The 18,583-nt window shown below is 36.6% G+C and carries 14 protein-coding genes; 8 read left to right on the top strand and 6 right to left on the bottom strand.

Annotation, left to right across the window (positions count from 1 at the left end; translation table 11 throughout):
• Positions 1 to 34: 34 nt before the first annotated feature.
• Positions 35 to 793: a murein L,D-transpeptidase catalytic domain family protein gene (locus tag BOQ64_RS09740; RefSeq protein ID WP_129057909.1), complete on the top strand. Its 759-nt coding sequence runs from the start codon at positions 35 to 37 to the stop codon at positions 791 to 793.
• 41 nt (positions 794 to 834) lie between these two features.
• Here BOQ64_RS09740 and BOQ64_RS09735 read toward each other — a convergent pair whose 3' ends face one another.
• From BOQ64_RS09735 to BOQ64_RS09710, 6 genes are all read right to left on the bottom strand, one after another.
• Positions 835 to 1,455 (bottom strand): TlpA family protein disulfide reductase, encoded by a 621-nt coding sequence (locus tag BOQ64_RS09735; protein ID WP_129059700.1) that lies wholly within the window; start codon positions 1,453 to 1,455, stop codon positions 835 to 837.
• 293 nt (positions 1,456 to 1,748) lie between these two features.
• Entirely contained in the window at positions 1,749 to 1,958 is a 210-nt protein-coding gene (locus tag BOQ64_RS09730) for a hypothetical protein (protein WP_129059699.1), read from the bottom strand.
• Positions 1,959 to 2,147: 189 nt separating this feature from the next.
• Positions 2,148 to 3,389, bottom strand: coding sequence for a beta-ketoacyl-ACP synthase II (gene fabF, locus BOQ64_RS09725; RefSeq protein ID WP_129057907.1), 1,242 nt, complete (start codon positions 3,387 to 3,389; stop codon positions 2,148 to 2,150).
• A 191-nt stretch (positions 3,390 to 3,580) separates the two neighbouring features.
• On the bottom strand, positions 3,581 to 4,849 hold the full coding sequence (locus tag BOQ64_RS09720; protein WP_129057906.1) for an acetyl-CoA C-acetyltransferase: 1,269 nt from the start codon (positions 4,847 to 4,849) through the stop codon (positions 3,581 to 3,583).
• Between the two features lie 10 nt (positions 4,850 to 4,859).
• A complete protein-coding gene (locus BOQ64_RS09715; protein ID WP_129057905.1) occupies positions 4,860 to 5,465 on the bottom strand; it encodes a TetR/AcrR family transcriptional regulator in 606 nt (201 codons plus the stop codon).
• A gap of 106 nt (positions 5,466 to 5,571) precedes the next feature.
• Positions 5,572 to 5,988: an OsmC family protein gene (locus BOQ64_RS09710; protein WP_068940661.1), complete on the bottom strand. Its 417-nt coding sequence runs from the start codon at positions 5,986 to 5,988 to the stop codon at positions 5,572 to 5,574.
• Between the two features lie 257 nt (positions 5,989 to 6,245).
• Between BOQ64_RS09710 and BOQ64_RS09705 the strand changes: the two genes are divergently transcribed.
• The 7 genes from BOQ64_RS09705 to BOQ64_RS09675 all read left to right on the top strand — a co-directional run bounded on the left by BOQ64_RS09705 (position 6,246) and on the right by BOQ64_RS09675 (position 18,506).
• The gene (locus BOQ64_RS09705) at positions 6,246 to 7,124 is read left to right on the top strand and encodes an AraC family transcriptional regulator (protein WP_129057904.1); all 879 of its coding nucleotides are present in this window, start codon (positions 6,246 to 6,248) and stop codon (positions 7,122 to 7,124) included.
• Positions 7,125 to 7,618: 494 nt separating this feature from the next.
• Complete coding sequence (locus BOQ64_RS09700) at positions 7,619 to 10,576, top strand: SusC/RagA family TonB-linked outer membrane protein (RefSeq protein ID WP_129059698.1); 2,958 nt, start codon at positions 7,619 to 7,621, stop codon at positions 10,574 to 10,576.
• A gap of 15 nt (positions 10,577 to 10,591) precedes the next feature.
• A complete protein-coding gene (locus tag BOQ64_RS09695) occupies positions 10,592 to 12,229 on the top strand; it encodes a SusD/RagB family nutrient-binding outer membrane lipoprotein (RefSeq protein WP_129057903.1) in 1,638 nt (545 codons plus the stop codon).
• A gap of 152 nt (positions 12,230 to 12,381) precedes the next feature.
• On the top strand, positions 12,382 to 13,680 hold the full coding sequence (locus tag BOQ64_RS09690; protein ID WP_129057902.1) for an MFS transporter: 1,299 nt from the start codon (positions 12,382 to 12,384) through the stop codon (positions 13,678 to 13,680).
• A gap of 35 nt (positions 13,681 to 13,715) precedes the next feature.
• Entirely contained in the window at positions 13,716 to 14,687 is a 972-nt protein-coding gene (locus BOQ64_RS09685) for a glycoside hydrolase family 130 protein (RefSeq protein ID WP_129057901.1), read from the top strand.
• A gap of 125 nt (positions 14,688 to 14,812) precedes the next feature.
• Positions 14,813 to 17,044, top strand: coding sequence for a GH92 family glycosyl hydrolase (locus tag BOQ64_RS09680; RefSeq protein WP_129057900.1), 2,232 nt, complete (start codon positions 14,813 to 14,815; stop codon positions 17,042 to 17,044).
• A 34-nt stretch (positions 17,045 to 17,078) separates the two neighbouring features.
• On the top strand, positions 17,079 to 18,506 hold the full coding sequence (locus tag BOQ64_RS09675; RefSeq protein ID WP_129057899.1) for a glycoside hydrolase family 125 protein: 1,428 nt from the start codon (positions 17,079 to 17,081) through the stop codon (positions 18,504 to 18,506).
• Positions 18,507 to 18,583: the final 77 nt, after the last annotated feature.

The following is an 18,583-nucleotide window of genomic DNA, read 5'->3' as shown; positions in this document are numbered from 1 at the left end:
TTGCCCCACTAATTTGGTACTAATATATTATTGAATGAAAGGATTTTATGGCGTAATAGGCCTTGTTTACATGGTGACAACGTCATTCTACATTTCTCCGGGAGCAATGGTAAAGAATGAAAACGTCAACATAAAAAAGACGGAAAGAGTAACTGAAACGAAATCTGAGAAGAATACTACTACCGCAGTATCTTCGTCAGAAGCACTATACAATTCAATTGAATTTGATCCTGAACATGAACTGAACTATGAAGTGTTTTCTAAGGCCTTAACAGGATTTGAAAATCTAAAGAAAGCAGGTTTGCTTACTGACGAGTCGCATTTATTAACTGTTTGCGATTTTTCTATGTCTTCCAACACCAAAAGACTTTGGGTGATTGATCTTAATGACAAAAAAGTACTGTTCAACTCTTTGGTTGCCCACGGTAAAAATACAGGCGAAGAATTTGCCACGAATTTTTCTAACACGGAAAGTTCGAGACAGAGCAGCATGGGATTTTATATCACAGATGCAACCTATCAGGGAGACAACGGATATTCTTTGAGGTTATTAGGAATGGATAAAGGATTCAATGATGCAGCGTATAGAAGAGCGATTGTAATGCATGGGGCAGATTATGTAAGTGATGCTTTTGCAGCAGTACATAAAAGAATCGGAAGAAGTTGGGGGTGTCCTGCTGTACCGAGAGAGCTGTCGCAATCTATGATTAATACGATAAAGGGGAGAAATTTACTTTTCATTTATTATCCTGATCAGAACTACCTTTCCTCATCGGAATGGTTAAAAGCATAATAAAAAAGCAGTCGTCCAGACTGCTTTTTCTTTTGAAAAACTTATTGTAAATATTCTTTAATAATAGTTCTGACTTCGTCTATATTATTGCTGATTCGGGCAATTATTTTTCCGTTTTCGTCGATGATAAAATGAAGTGGATAGCTTGTCGCGTTTACTTTCTTCTGGAAGTCTTTATTGGTATCAAAGAAATTCACCCAAGTGGCATTGTTTTTCTTTAGGATATTCTTTGCAGTTTCTATTCTATTGGGGTTTTGCTCATCTGTAACCGTGATGAAATTTACATTTTGATCTTTATATTCATTATAGAGTTTCACAATTTCAGGCATACTTTTTATGCAGGGAGCACAAGTGGTAGACCAATAGTCAATGAAGGTTAATTTATATTTCTTAAAGTTCTCAGAAGTCAGTTTATTCTGTTTGTCAAAATAAATATCAGGTATTTTTTGTCCGATGGATGTAGACTGTTCTGCTTTTAAACGAGTTTCAACACCCTTGTATAATTTGTTTTGTTTAAATTTTACTGAAAATAAATTCAGGTTTTTCAAGTAAGCAGGGTGATAATCTTTAAGAGTATAATCATTCACAATTTCCCATAACGCGGCATATGAATTGGGATTTTTCCTGATGTATTCTCCTAAAAATTTCTGTTTTTTGTCCATATTTATCAAACTGTCACGTTGATCAGGGCTTTTTGATTTTATATAAAACTGTTCCAATGATTTTTTTAAAGCCTTATATTCTTTGTTGGTTGGAGAATGTATATCAAGTTCCAGATTATTAATGTTTTGGGGTAAATCAATCTTATGTTTTCCTTTCTCCAGAAAAAATATTTTTGTATTATGACTTGCTTCCCCTTTCTTTCCCAGATGAATAAAAGCTACAGGTTGAGGATATTCTATAAAGCCAATGACAATATTTTTCTTTTGAATTTTTAAATAATAAAAGGAATGATCTATCCTGTTTTTTTTGCCAAATCAGAGATATTTTTATTCGTCTGCATTTTAAATGTATAAAGATCTCCAAATCCCTTTCTCGTCATTGGAGCTCCTAACATAAGGCTGTCATTAATGTATGAATCTGAACTGAGATCAATTTCAAAATTATTTTGAGCATAAATAAAATTTGAAATGAGAATTAATAATACATAGTGGAGTTTCTTCATAAAATATTTTGTAGTGGAACGAACTTACAAAAAACTTTTATGCATAGAAAATCCCTGTGTTTTTTAAGCACAGGGATTGTCAATATTTTTATTAAAAAATTTCCAGTATTTTTATCTTTTCGACTCAGTAATAGTCTATTATACCTAAATAATCAGAGTTAAAAATCTGGTAGAAATTTATTTTAAAAATTAAGAAAACTTCTTAAAAACAAGAGTTGCATTATGTCCACCAAAGCCAAAAGCATTACTCAATGCAAAATTGATCTCTTTTTCTTTAGCTTCTCCGAATACAATATTAATATCCTTTGGAATGTTCTCATCAATACTGTGAAGATTGATGGTTGGCGGAATAATACCATTCTGAATAGCCTTAATAGAAAGGATCGCTTCAACAGCTCCTGCAGCTCCTAATAAGTGCCCTGTCATTGATTTCGTGGCACTGATGTCAAGATTTTTATTTCCATTAAATGCTTTGTTAATCGCTTTTAATTCAATTAAATCTCCCAGTGGAGTTGAAGTAGCATGTGGGTTAATATAATCTATATCTTCCATATTGGCACCAGCCTCTTTTACAGCAATCTGCATGGCTTTAATAGCTCCAACACCTTCCGGATGAGGTGCTGTCATGTGGTAAGCATCAGCTGTCATTGCTGCTCCTGCTAATTCCGCATAGATTTTTGCTCCTCTTGCTACAGCATGTTCATATTCTTCAAGAACTAATGCTCCTGCACCTTCTCCCATCACAAAACCATCTCTGTCTGCGTCGTAAGGACGGCTGGCTGTTGCGAAATCATCGTTTCTGGTAGACATGGCTTTCATAATAGAGAATCCACCTATTGAAGCAGGGGTAATAGCAGCTTCAGAACCTCCACTGATAATTACTTTTGCTTTTCCGAGACGGATATAGTTGAAAGCATCCATCAAGGCTGTATTTCCTGTTGCACAGGCAGAAACTGTTGTATAATTTATTCCCTGAAGTCCATATTTCATGGAGATCATTCCTGAAGCCATATTGGCAATAAACTTAGGAACAAAGAAAGGATTAAAACGCGGAGTACCATCGCCGTGTGCGAAATCCATTACTTCCTTTTCAAAAGTCCACATTCCGCCCTGTCCTGTTCCCCAGATCACTCCAGAATCAAAAGGATCCATGTTTTCAAGATCTAAACCGGAATCCTGCATAGCTTCTGCAGAAGCGTACATTGCATATTGTGTAAAAAGGTCACTTCTTTTGATTTCGTTGTGGGTAAGATGTAGCTTTGGATCAAAGCCTTTCACCTCACAGGCAAAGTGTACCTTAAATTTTTCTGAATCGAAATGAGTGATTAACCCTGCACCACTGGCTCCGTTAATACTGTTGTGCCAAAATTCTTCGACATTATTTCCCAAGGGTGTCACTGCTCCCAATCCTGTAATGACAACTCTTTTCATATTAGTTGATTATTTAAAACTGATTAGATTTTCATAAGGTAAAGCGTATTTACCCATGCTTCATTTCACTGCTTTTCTTGATCATTCTGTTTTCCGTTTGCAATATTATCATTTTTCTTTCGCTACAGACGAATAAACAGGGATATTATTTATAGCATAATGAATATTTTTTACATAAAAATAGCTGAAAACTACTTTTCTAAGATCATTGTTATGCCCTGTCCACGAGCTGCACAGATAGAAATAAAGCCTTTCCCGCTACCTTTTTCATTTAAAAGTTTGGCTAAGGTAGCTATTATTCTTCCGCCTGTTGCTGCAAATGGATGAGCTGCTGCAAGGCTGCTTCCTTTTACATTCAATTTGTTCCTGTCAATCTTTCCAAGGGCTTTTTCCAATCCAAACTGTTTAGCCAGATCGTCATTTTCCCAGATTTTGAGAGTTGCTAAAACCTGAGCTGCAAAGGCTTCATGTATTTCGTAATAGTCAAAGTCTTCAAGATTCATTCCTGCTTTCTTCAGCATTCTTTCTGCTGCAAAGACAGGAGCCAATAATAGATTTTGTCTGTTTTCTACATATTCTATTCCTGCAAGTTCTGAGAAGGTAATATAAGCTAAAATAGGAAGATTATTGGCTTTTGCCCATTCTTCACTGGCTAATAAAACGGCAGAGGCTCCATCTGTAAATGGGGTTGAATTTCCTGCTGTTAATGTTCCGTTTTGTTTATCAAAAGCTGGTTTTAATTGAGATAATTTTTCAAGACTGGTATCGCGACGTAAGTTATTGTCTTTGTCAAGACCAAAGGCCGGAGTGATCATATCATCAAAAAATCCTTCATCATAAGCTTTTGCCATATTCTGATGGCTTTTAAATGCCAGTTCGTCTTGATCTTCCCTTGAAATATTATAATGTTTTGCCGTTATTTCGGTATGTTCACCCATCACAAGCCCTGTTTTAGGTTCCTGACCTTTGTAAGGAATAGGCATCCAGTCCTTCAGTTTGGGGCTTAGCAGCTGTTTGATTTTTCCAAATGCAGATTTCTCTTTATTAGCTTTTAAAAGAGCTTTTCTCAATCGGGGAGAAGATTCAAAAGGAATATTACTCATAGCTTCCACACCGCAAGCAATGCCGCTCTCTATTTGTCCGAGAGCAATTTTATTTCCGATATAAATGGCAGCTTCAATTCCTGTATCACAAGCCTGTTGAAGATCGCAGGCAGGAGTTGCAGGGTTGAGTGAGGTATTCATTACGGTTTCTCTGATGAGGTTACTTTCAGAGATGTGCTTAATGACTGCACCACCAGCGACTTCTCCAAGTAATTTACCTTTTAGCTGATAACGGTCTATCAATCCGTTCAAGGCTGCCAGCAAAAGATCCTGGTTTCCCTTTTCGGAATAGGCGGTATTCATTCTGGCAAATGGGATTCTGCTGTATCCTACAATCGCCACTTTTTTTGTTTCCATATTGTATAATTTATGATGGAAGAATATTCAGTTCATGATCAATCATATCTTTGACTTTATCCAGAGCCTGGTTCAGATATTTTTCATCATCCATGGTTTTTGAAAGTAAAATTCCACCTTCAATAAGCATAATAAATAGAGAGGCATATTCATCAGCATTCACTGATGCTTTCAGTTCATTTTTTTTCTGTCCCTGAACAATCACTGCAACTATTCTTTCCGTCCACAGGGTAAATGATTTCTGAACATACTGTTTAAGCGCAGGAAAAGAATCATCAGCTTCTGTAGCAGCATTCATCAATGGGCACCCACCGTTTGAAAAGACGGAGCGCCAGTTTTTCCTGTAAAATGCAACAAAAGCATGAAGTTTTTCTGTTGAAGTAGGGTACTGATCTCCTAGAGAGTGGTTCATTACTTTGCTCAGCAATGCAGCATTGTATTTATATACTTCAATGGCTACCTGATCCTTATTCTCAAAGTTTCCATAAATGCTTCCTTTGGTTAATCCGGTTGCTTGTGTTATGTCTGACAGGGACGTAGCATTATAGCCTTTGGTATTGAACAAAGTAGCTGTTTTCTCAATGATAAATTGTTTTGTCTTTTCTGCCTTTGACATTTTTAAATGCTTAATTACAATGCAAATATACGAAAATATACCAATTGGTATATTTTATTTTAAAATGAAGTCTGAGAACTTATGAGTGCCCAGACTTATTATGTTTTTAAGCTAAGGTTGCATTTAAAGTGATCTCAAAGTTGAAAGCTGCACTTACTGGGCATCCTTCTTCTGCGATCTTTGCATATTTCTGAAATTCTTCCTCAGAAATCCCAGGAACCTTTGCAGTAAGGGTTAGTTCAGACTTTGTAATTTTTCCAATGCTTGGATCAAGAGTGATGACTGATTTAGTGGTTAGTTCTTCAGGAGTGTACCCTGCCTGAGAAAGTTCTGCACTTAATTTCATCGTAAAACATCCTGCGTGGGCAGCAGCCAATAACTCTTCAGGATTGGTTCCTACACCATCCTCAAAGCGGCTGCTAAAAGAATATTGAGTCTGGTTTAAAGTTGTACTTTGAGTAGTGATATGTCCTTTTCCTTCTTTAATGGTACCGTTCCATACGGCAGTTGCGTTACGTCTCATACTGTTGAGTTTTGATTAATATTAATTTGATGTTGATATAAAAGTTATTTTTCTGATGAAAAATTGTTCTGTATAAAGATATGAAAAAGCATTACTTAAAGCATTTTAAATTACAAAAGCCTAATATTATTCTGACATACATATCAAAAATGAGGTAAAAAAAACAGTAAATATGTTTTTACATTGATATTATTTTATCAAATTTACAAATATTTGTACTGTAAACGATATTGTAATCCCTTTTCAAAAATGCCTTTATGAACGGACTGGAAAATATTCTTAGAGAAATAACTCCATTATCTCCAGAAGATAGTTTTCTGGTGTTTGACAGGATTAAAGAATCTTTTGATTTTCCTTATCATTACCATCCGGAGATTGAAATTAATTTTGTGTACAAAGGAAAAGGCTATCGTAGAATGATAGGGGATCACACAGGTGAGATTGGAGATCTGGAGCTGGTTTTGGTAGGCCCCAATTTACCACATTGTTGGGCAAATCATAGATGTAAGTACAAAAAGACTCACGAAATTACCATACAGTTTAATCAGGATTTCTTTAATCAGGCACTGATGCAGAAAAATATCCTCAGGCCCATCAATAATCTGATGAAGGATTCAATCAGAGGAATTCTGTTTTCTACAGAAACTGCTGAAAAACTAAAGGATTCGTTTCTGAATCTTTCCAAGATGAACAGCTTTGAGTCTTTTATAGAAATTATGAAGATCCTCAATGAGTTAGCTACTGCAGAAGATAAGATGCTTTTATCCTCTTACAGTATAGATTCTGAAACGTTTGATGATAATGATAAGATGAAGGTTATTCATGATTTTGTTCATAAGAATTTTGAGAATAAAATAACACTGGATAATGTAGCTTCATTGGTAAATATGAGTAATGTGAGCTTCAATAGGTTTATTAAGAAAAGAACAGGAAAAACATTTATCAATTATCTTAATGAAATTAGAATAAGCTATGCTGCCCGATGGCTGATGGAAAAAAATCTTACCGTTTTTGAAATTGCTTTTGAAGCCGGGTTTAATAATATTGCAAACTTCAATAAAGTCTTTAAATCAATTAAAAAGACGACTCCCACTGAATTCAGAGAGCAGTTTAAAGGGGTTAAAAAAATTGAATAATATTTTTCTGGTATTTACTTTTCTTGTTACCTTATAGATTCTCAGGTTTCCACAAAGTTTTTTGCCATTCTAAACAAATATAATGGAGTGAAAAATCTTTATGTAAAAAGAGTTGCGTGGCTCTGGTATTGTTCGTTTTCTTGTTAAAAAACAGAGAGAACTCTGAGTTGTATTTTTTTCTCCAAAATTAAAAAATAACAAAATAATTCCCCTTTTTTTAATTATTGAAACTCTGTTTTAAAGTGTTGATTATTAATTATTTACGTTTATTTTTATTATGCCTATGAAAAAATAATATCGTTTTATGATAAAATAGTATTATATCGGACTGTCTACAAAATTTAGATTTGTTAATGTGAATTAAATCTTAACAAAACTTTAAATAATTTAATACATAAACCACAAAATATTGCTAAAAAAACAATAAACTTTTTGGTATTAAAATCTAAAGTAATGTCATTGATTCTCAATTAAATCTAACTAATCTAAACCTTATGAGAAAAGCAGTTATACCGGTTCTATTTGTTTTTTCCCTTTCTGCCACTGCACAGGAAAAAAAAGCGGCCGACACTACGAAGACAACCGATATTCAGGAGGTCGTAGTTACCTCTTTGGGGGTTAAAAGGCAGGCTCGTGCTCTTACTTATTCCAGTCAGCAGATTGGCGGAGATGAGCTTACAGAAGTGAAAACTCCCAATTTTTTAAACTCAATCAGCGGAAAAGTTTCCAATGTACAGATTAATAGAACTAATGGTGTAGGAAGTTCGGTTAGGGTTTTAATGAGAGGAAATAAATCAGCTAGTAGCAGTCAGCCTTTATATGTAATAGATGGTATTCCCATTATTAACAGTGTTGGAAAGTCTGCTGAGGCGAGCCAATACTCTACAATGCCGGATGCAGGAGATGTTTTAAGCTCCATCAATCCGGATGATATTGAAAGCATCAACTTCTTAAAAGGGGCTTCCGCTTCTGCTCTTTATGGTTCTATTGGGGGAAATGGGGTAATTCTGATTACCACAAAAAAGGGAAAAGTAGGGAAAAGCTCTATAAGTTACAATACTAGTTTTACAGTAGACCAGGCATATAGTCTTCCCAAGCAACAGCATAGCTATCTTTCTTATGATCCTGCGGCTGGCCAAGCTCCTGGTGTTTCCAATGAAAGCTGGGGAGCAAAAGGAACTTCTAAGGATCATTTAAAAGATTTCCTACAAAATGGGACAACATGGGTTAACAGTCTTTCTTTCCAGTCAGGAACTGAAAAATCAACGAATTATTTCTCAATAGGAAATACTACTAATAAAGGAATTGTTCCTTCTTCTTATTTTGATCAGTACAACGTCTCTTTTAGAAATTCCAGCAAATATCTGAATGATAAATTAACTTTAGATGCTAATTTTATTGGGTCTATACAAAACAGTATCAACAGACAGACTCCCGGTGTTTCTTTTTCACCGTTAGTAGGTTTATACTGGTTGCCAAGAGGAGTAGATTTTGATCAATATAATAATAGTAACTACTACTACATAGATAAATCGAGATTATTGCCAGGCCAAAACTGGTGGGCCATAGGACCAGATGGAAAATTCAACGGGAATCCTGCAACACAAAACCCTTATTGGGTATTAAACAGAAATAAAGTTACTGTTAATAACAAAAATACATATAGTGCAGTATCTTTGGCCTATCAAATCAATCCATGGCTATCAGCAAGAGTAAGAGGGAATTATAGTTGGAATATTACAGATAGCCAAAGAGGTGTTTCGGCATACTCAGATCCAATTCTGATAACGAGTAACGGAGAAAATGGAAGATTTCTTCAAAACAAATACGAAAACTCTTCTACTTATGGAGACGTTTTATTAGTAGGGAGTCCAAAATTAAGTGAAGATATTTCATTAGATTTTACAGTGGGTGGAAGCATCAATACTTCAAGAAATACAGTAACTGAAATTGATAATGCCTATTTGGCAGCGCCCAATTTATTTACTGTCAGTAATTTGCAGTGGAATGTAGACAGGAGTGTAGGAGATGGGTTTCATAATATAAACTACAGTACTAAAAAACAAATCCAGTCGATTTTTGCAAGTGCATCCTTGGGGTATAAGAATATGTTCTTTGTGGATATGACTTTTAGAAATGACTGGGATTCCACTTTGGCTTATACAGGAACCAGTGGATATGATTATGAATCTGTGGGTGCTAACGCTGTATTATCTTCAATCTTTAAACTTCCTGAAGCCATTAGCTTTTGGAAAATAAGAGGGTCCTATGCTACAGTAGGATTAGGACTGCCCGCAAATTTGACAACGGCTATGATTCCATATAATAGTGTTTATGGATACAATGTTGATGCCGGTCAAATTATAAAACCTAAATATTCTCTTGTAACAGATCCGGCGTTCAAGGAATTATTTGTAAGACCGGAACTTAATAAGACTTTTGAAGCTGGAACTGAACTAAGATTGTTTAAAAACCGCTTAAGTTTTGATATCACCTATTACAATTCAAATGCTTCCAATCAGCTTTTGGCCCTTAATATTGCTTCTAACTTAGGAGGTTTACCATCCGGTTCCTATTATATAAATGCCGGAAAAATACAAAATACAGGTTTTGAAGCTTCTCTATCCTATAAAATATTTGATTCAGAAAAATTTGGCTGGACGGCTAATTTAAATGGTTCTGCAAACAAAAATAAAATTGTAGAATTATTTCCCTCCAGATTTAATGGTCTTGAAAACCAGCTTCTTGCACTTACGGGAGGTGGAGTTTATACAAAACTTAAATTGGGCGGATCTTTCGGAGACATCTATGGTATTAAATTCCTGAGAGATGGTCAGGGGAGAATTTTGGTAGATACTGATGGAAAACCTATGGCAGATAAACAAATTGGTTATTTAGGTAATCCTAATCCTAAATTTATGTTAGGATTTAATAACTCTTTTAATATTGGAAAACTGGGAATTTCTTTTCTGATTGATGGAAAATTTGGTGGTCAAGTCCTGTCTCTTACAGAAAAAGCAAATGATATGCTTGGGGTAAGCCAGAACAGTGCTTCTGCCAGAGATGCAGGTGGAGTAGCAATCCCGAATGCGGTATACGCACCAGGAACTCCAAATGCAGGAGCTGCCTATACTGGTTTAACGGATGCTAAAGCTTATTATAAAACAGTAGGAGCAAATCAGGAAGGGGCAGGAATTGATGAAGCCTATATCTATAGTGCAACAACGGTAAGATTACGCCAGGCATCTATAACCTATACTTTTGATATTAACTCCAGTGTCCTGAAAAATGCAACGGTAGGTATAGTGGGAACAAATCTATTTTTCTTTTATAAAAAAGCACCGTTTGATCCTGAACAGGTTTCAGGAAATACACCCGGTGGTGTAGGAGTGGATTCTTTTGGTATACCTATTACCAGATCTATCGGATTATCACTAAAAGCTAACTTCTAAATATACAATACTAAAATGAGAATAATTAATATTAAAACTTATATACTTGGAGTAGCTGTCCTTTTTTCTGCCTCCAGTTGTATCGGAGACTTTGAAGATTTTAATCAGCAGAAAGTTGGAGGTCCTGAAAATTTTTATGCAGATTTTAAAGCAATTGTAGATCCAATGAAGGCTATACAAAGAGATTTTCAGGCAGATTATCAGTTAGCTACAAATCTTAATGCAGATATGTATAGTGGAATGTTTAGTACGGCATCTCAATTTAATGGGGGTACAAATAATCTTACTTATTTAATGATGGATGGCTGGAATAATAGAATTATTGCAAGACAGCAAGATACTTTTAATAATTCTATTGTTATTGATAACGCTGCTAAAAACAACTATCCCGGGATAGATTTCACAGCAACTTTTGCAGTAAAAAAGATATTGAAAATCCTTACAGCGGCAAGAGTTTCAGATCGCCATGGGCCTGTAGTATATAGTAAATATGATACTCCTAATGCAAATGGGATTACAGATTTTGATTCTCAGCAGGATGCTTACAATAATTTTATTAATGATCTTACGATTGCCATTGCTGACTTGCAAAAAGTACAAAATACTCCTGCAACGCAGAATGTAGAAGATAAAGCTGTTGTGAAAAGATCAGATTTGATCTATGGTGGAGACATCGCTAAATGGGCAAAATTAGCCAATTCTCTTAAACTGAGATTTGCTTTGCGTATGAGCTATGCTGATCCGGCAAAATCAAAAAAATATGCTGAGGAAGTCTTTGCTTCGTCCGCAGGATTAATCTCTGATAATGCAGACAATGCATTGATAAGTGTTGGACAGCATGAATTAAGTTTTATTATCTATTCGTGGGGTGACTGTTATATTGGAGCTCCAATAATGGCTTATATGAATGGCTTTAAAGATCCCAGACTTGCTGCGTACGCTAATCCGGCAACAGATCCGGCAACAGTTGTAGGTGGTAAACCACAATATATAGGAATACGTCAAGGAATTGATTTAATCAATGGGAAATCGACTTATGGAGGCTATTCCCAACCGGCAGCAAGATCTGCTAGTGGAGATTATTTCTCTGGTACTGACGGGAGATTCAAATTATTTACTGCTGCCGAAACTTGGTTTTTGAAAGCTGAGGCTGCTTTGAGAGGTTACTCGGGTGCAGGTGATGCACAATCTAATTATCAGGCTGGTGTCAGTCAATCTTTTGGGGAATGGGGTAAAAGTTCTGATGTAGCGGCTTATCTTGCAGATGGCGTTTCTACAGAGGCTCCTTATATTGACCCTAAAAATCCAGCCAATAACATACTTGCAGGGGATTCACAATTAAGCAGCATTACAATCGCTTGGAACAACAGTGATTCTAACGAGAAGAAACTCGAAAGAATTATGACTCAAAAATGGCTGGCTCTTTATCCAGATGGTCCTGAAGCATGGGCTGAACAAAGAAGAACAGGATATCCAATTTTATTCAAAGTCAGAAAAAATGATAGTGGCGGATTAATTGGTACAGATCAGATGATCAGAAGAATTCCATTTACAAATGATACCAAGAATTCTACTTTTAATTATGCACAGGCAGTTCAGCAATTAGGAGGTCCTGATAACGGAGCAACAAAGCTTTGGTGGGATAAAAAATAATCAAATTACTTTAATAATACAGAGACATCTCATAAAGGATAATCATTCAGGCAGGAGGTAGGCGTAGGACCTTCAAAAAATTTATAGTTTCGTTTTTAGCCGGAATGAACCTTGAGATGTTCTCTTTTTCTTTTTGAATTTTATTTTTAAATATGGGAAAAAACAACTCCGGAACCCGTCGGATTCAACCGATTCTTTGGATATCCACATTATATTTTGCAATGGGAGTGCCCTTTGTAACCATTAATGCGGTTTCAGGGATTATGTATAAAGACATGGGTGTTTCGGATTCACAGATTACTTTCTGGACGGCTCTTATCATGTTTTCATGGACATTAAAGCCACTCTGGAGCCCTTTTCTGGAAATCTATAAAACCAAAAAGTTCTTTGTTGTTGCTACCCAGTTTGCTATAGGAATTCTGTTTGCTCTTATTGCTTTAAGTCTGCCTATGCACGACTTTTTCAAATATAGTATAGCTCTTTTTGCAGTCGTTGCATTTTGTGGAGCAACCCATGATGTGGTAGCAGACGGAACTTATATTGGCTTTCTTACCAATAAAGAACAGGCTAAGTATATTGGCTGGCAGGGAGCGTTTTACAACCTTGCTAAAATTATCAGCAGTGGAGCTTTAGTCTATGTGGCTGGAGTGTTAGAAAAAACAAAAGGTGTTACTAATGCCTGGATGATTATTATGGCCATTTATGCATTATTGTTCTTTGCATTAGCTATATATCATTATCTGATTCTGCCTAAAGAAAATAAAGAAGAGCAGAAGGATGGAAAAACAGCAGGAAATGTTCGTCAGGAATTATTGGAAGTAATTACCTCTTTCTTCACTAAAAAGAAAATTCTGTGGTGTATACTGTTCATTATCCTGTACCGTTTTGCAGAAGGTTTTGCCATCAAAATTGCACCTCTGTTTTTTAAAGCACCAAGAACTTCAGGTGGGTTAGGATTATCAACATCAGATATCGGGCTTATCTACGGAACTTATGGTTCTGCAGCTTTTATCCTGGGATCTGTTTTAGCTGGATATTTTATTTCAGCCCGCGGATTGAAGAAATCTTTAATATGGCTGTGCTGTGCATTCAATATTCCATTTGTGGTGTATGCATTGCTGGCTTATTACCAGCCTGTTGAACTTTTACCAGTAGGTGTTGCGGTAGTAGTGGAGTATTTCGGTTATGGATTTGGTTTTGTGGGATTAATGCTCTATATGATGCAGCAGATCGCCCCCGGAAAACATAAAACAGCTCATTATGCTTTTGCTACAGGAATTATGAACCTTGGAGTAATGATTCCGGGAATGTTCAGTGGAATGATTAGTGACTGGATCGGATATAAAATGTTCTTCATCTGGGTACTGATTGCTACTATTCCTGCATTCCTTGTTACCCTGTTTGTTCCTTTCCCTTATTCAGAAAATCAGAAAGAAGAACCAATCAATTAATCAACAAATTTTAAATAAAAAAGTAAAGATACTTTATGACAGCTCAATCAGTAATGATCCCTTGGCAGGATCGCCCGGAAGATTGTAATGATATCATGTGGAGGTTTTCCGAAAACCCGATCATTAACAGATATGCAATACCTACATCCAATAGTGTATTCAACAGTGCAGTAATTCCTTTTGAAGATGGATTTGCCGGGGTTTTCCGTTGCGATAATAAAGCCGTGCAGATGAACATTTTCGCAGGGTTCAGTAAAGATGGAATCAATTGGGATATTAACCATGACCCTATTGAAATGCAGGCCGGAAATACCGAGATGATTGAATCCGATTACAAATATGATCCCCGTGTTACTTTTATAGAAGATCGTTATTGGATTACATGGTGTAACGGATACAACGGGCCTACCATCGGAATTGGATATACTTTTGATTTTAAAGAATTTTTCCAGTGTGAAAATGCGTTTCTTCCTTTCAACAGAAACGGTGTGCTTTTCCCTGAAAAAATCAATGGGAAATATGCCATGCTGAGCCGTCCGAGTGATAACGGGCATACTCCTTTTGGAGACATCTATATCAGCTATAGTCCTGATATGAAATATTGGGGCGAGCACCGTTGCGTGATGAAAGTTACCCCTTTTGCAGACAGTGCATGGCAGTGTACTAAGATCGGTGGCGGACCGGTTCCTATCAAAACAGAAGAAGGATGGCTGCTTTTCTATCATGGAGTGATTAATACCTGCAACGGGTTCAGATATTCGATGGGTGCTGCTTTGCTTGATCTTGAAGATCCTTCCAAAGTATTGTACAGAACAAAACCTTATTTATTAGCTCCGGCAGAGCTATATGAACTGGCAGGAGATGTCCCTAATGTGGTTTTCCCTTGTGCAGCATTAACAGAAGGAGATAAAGTGACCGTATATTATGGAGCAGCTGACACGGTAGTAGCCATTGCTTTCGGTTATATTTCGGAAATTATTGATTTCATGAAAAAGAATTCAATATAAGTGAATGATATAAGTTATAAAGAATTATAAATTCGTTTATTTTCTCCCATTTTTGGGAAGTTTATAAAGGTTTTCATAATTTTAAACAAACTTTTAAATTTTAAAAAATCTCTGATACCTCTATCATGAAAAAAGAACTGTTGATCTGCTTTTTTACCGCTCTGGTTTCCATAACCAATGCCCAGCAAAATAAAAATGACATTTTATCCTGGGTAGACCCGTTCATTGGAACAGGAGGACACGGGCATACATTTCCAGGAGCTACCACACCATTTGGAATGATTCAGCTGAGTCCGGATCAAAATACCAAAAGTGGTGATTGGGACTGGTGTTCCGGATATCATTACAGCAGTAAAACAATCATGGGATTCAGTCATAACCATCTTAGCGGAACAGGTTGGGCAGATCTTGGTGATATTTTGGTGATGCCAACAGTTGGGCAGGTAAAAATGGTTCCCGGGTCAGAAGATAAACCTGAAACCGGCTACCGTTCAACATTTACTCATGATAAAGAAACTGCAGTACCGGGATATTATTCCGTAATGCTGGACAGCTATGGAATTAAAGCAGAACTTACTGCTTCTCCAAGAGTAGGATTCCATAAATATACCTTCCCGAAGACAGATGAGGCCAATATTATTATTGATCCTACCAATAAAATCTTCGGAAATATTTATCACACATTGGTAAGCGTAGAAGGTAATAACAAGATCAAAGGATATTGCTACAGCAACGGTTGGGGTGGAAAGAGATTTGCCTATTTCGTGATGGAGTTTTCCAAACCGTTTAAATCTTATGGAGTTTATGCTGAAGGGAAAATAAAAGATAACGAAAAAATTGCGCTGGCTAAAGATGCTAAAGCCTTTGTAAGATTCGCTACTGAAGATCAGGAAAGTATTGAAGTAAAAGTTTCTTTATCTCCGGTAAGCACGGAGAATGCTCAGGAAAATTTTGATACAGAAGCGAAAAACGTAGATTTTGCAAAAGCGAAAGAAACAGCACAAAAGACCTGGCGAGATCTTATCGGAAGATTTCAGGTAACCGGAGGTACAGATAGTCAGAGAAAAATTTTCTACACCGGGGTTTATCATACATTTATTGCTCCGAACCTTTATATGGATGTGAACGGAGACTATGTAGCCGCTCAGGAAAATATGAATACGAAATGGTTTACCAACTACAGTACCTATTCTTACTGGGACGGATTCAGAGCAACTCACCCATTGCTGACCATTATGGATCAGAAACATACAAAAGAATTTGCCAATTCTCTTATCAGCAGATATACAGATCGTAAAGATCACATGCCGATCTGGGAACTATGCGGTTATGATAATTTCTGTATGTTAGGTTATCACAGTGCGTCTGTGATTTGGGATGCTATTTCAAAAGGAGTTCCGGGTATTGATGCTGAAAAAGCATTTGCAGCGATGAAAGATGCTTCTCTTACCGATAAAATGAGTAGCAGCGATGGAGGCGGAGGTCTTAACGATTATATTAAATTAGGCTATACTCCTTCAGAAAACGGAGCTTCTGTTTCTGCAACGTTAGAATATTCTTATGATGATTGGTGTATTCAACAATTAGCAGAGAAATTAGGAAAGAAAAATGAAGCTGAGGTGTACAAAAAACGTTCAATGAACTTCCTGAACACTTTCAATAAAGAAAATAATCACTTTTGGCCAAGACAGAAGGATGGTAAATTCTTAGCAGACTTTACCCTTAATGACTGGAAGAAGCTTCAACCTCATTGGGTTTCAGGAAATATCTGGGCTTATGATTTCTTCGTGCCTCATCAAATAGATGAAATGATGAATCTGTATGGTGGCAAGAAAGGTTTTGAAGAAAAACTGGATAAAACATTTACAGAAGCCCTTCATATGGAAGGAGAGCAGCATGTGGATATCTCAGGATTCATCGGGTCTTTAGGATTTGGAGATGAACCAGGACATCATGTTCCTTACCTGTATAACTATGCAGGAAGCCCTTACAAAACACAGAAAATGGTAAAATACATCCGTGATAATATGTATGCAGCCAAACCGGATGGAATTGTGAATAACGAAGACTGCGGACAAATGTCAGCATGGTATATTTTTTCTTCATTAGGATTCTACCCTGTAACGCCAGGAAAACCGGTTTATGCCATCGGCGCACCACAGTTTCCTAAAGCTTCATTACAGCTAGAAAATGGAAAAACCTTCACGGTGATCGCAGATAAAATTTCAGATAAAAACATCTATGTACAGAAAATGTTCCTGAACGGAAAAGAGTACAAAGGCTGGGAACTGAATCACAGCGATATTATGAATGGTGGCGAACTGAGATTTGTAATGGGAAGTAAGCCTGTAAAATAAAGACTAATAAAAATTAAACGAAATAAAAGTATCAATGGAAAGGAGAGATTTTATTAAAACAAGTGCAATGGGAGGAGCCGGATTGCTGTTTACTCAGAATGTTTTTGCAAAAACCCTGGCTACGGAAGGTTTTCCTGTAGTTCGTGTTCCTAAAGATAAAAGACATTTTACCAGTGAATCCGTAGAAAGTGCTATTGCAGCGTTTAAAAAGAAAGTAAACAATAAAGAGCTAAGCTGGCTTTTTGAAAACTGCTTTCCGAATACATTAGATACTACTGTTTTCTACAGTGAAACCAATGGTACACCGGATACTTATGTGATTACAGGAGATATTGATGCCATGTGGCTTCGTGACAGTTCTGCACAGGTTTTCCCTTATCTGCAGTTCTCAAAGAAAGATGAGAAGCTTCACAAATTGATTTCCGGAGTGATCCATAAGCAGACAACTTTCATCCTTAAAGATCCTTATGCCAACGCATTCTATAATGATGATAAAAAGATCAGTAAGTGGAAAGAATATGACCACACAGATATGAAGCCGGGAACCCATGAAAGAAAATGGGAAATCGACTCTCTGTGTTATCCAATCCGTTTAGCATATCACTTCTGGAAAACCACAGGAGATACAAAACCTTTCGATGCAAACTGGCTACAGGGAATTAAACTTACGTTGCAGACTTTCATTGAACAACAAAGGAAAAAGGACTTAGGTCCATACAAATTTGAACGTACAACCTCATGGGCTACAGACGGAGTTCCAATGGGTGGATATGGTTATCCAACAAAGCCTGTTGGTCTTATCAGCTCTATGTTCCGACCAAGTGATGATGCTACCATCTATGGATTTTTGATTCCTTCTAACTTATTTGCTGTAGTAAGTTTACGTCAGGCAGCAGAAATGGTGTCTCAGATTAAAAATGAAAAAACGTTGGCTCAGCAACTGAACAGCCTTGCTGATGAGGTAGATGCAGCCATTAAAAAATATGGAATTTACAATCATCCTGAATTCGGAAAAATATATGCTTTTGAAGTAAATGGTTTCGGAAGTTATAACCTGATGGATGATGCGAACTGCCCTAGTTTGCTGGGATTACCTTATCTGGATGCGGTGAAAGCGGATGACCCTGTTTATCAGAATACGAGAAAATTCGTTTGGTCGGAAAATAACCCGTTCTTTTTCAAAGGAAAGCTGGCAGAAGGGATAGGAGGTCCACATATTGGACTGGATATGATCTGGCCAATGAGTATCATTATGAAAGCGCTCACTACAAAGGATAAAAGTGAGATCAGATGGTGTATAGATACTTTACAGAAAACGCACGGCGGGACAGGCTTTATGCATGAATCCTTCCATAAAGACAATGACAAAAAATTCACCAGAGAATGGTTCGCATGGGCCAATACCTTATTTGGAGAATTGCTTTGGAAAACCTTTAACGAAAATCCTGATTTACTGACATAACCCATTAGTTTATATGGCCTATTTAATTAAGATTCTTTCCTGAAAAAGAAAGGATCAGGGGATTGTTATATCAAATT

This window comes from Chryseobacterium sp. CH25 (assembly GCF_004119455.1).
Lineage (GTDB): Bacteria > Bacteroidota > Bacteroidia > Flavobacteriales > Weeksellaceae > Chryseobacterium.
This window is presented reverse-complemented; position numbering and strand designations above follow the sequence as displayed.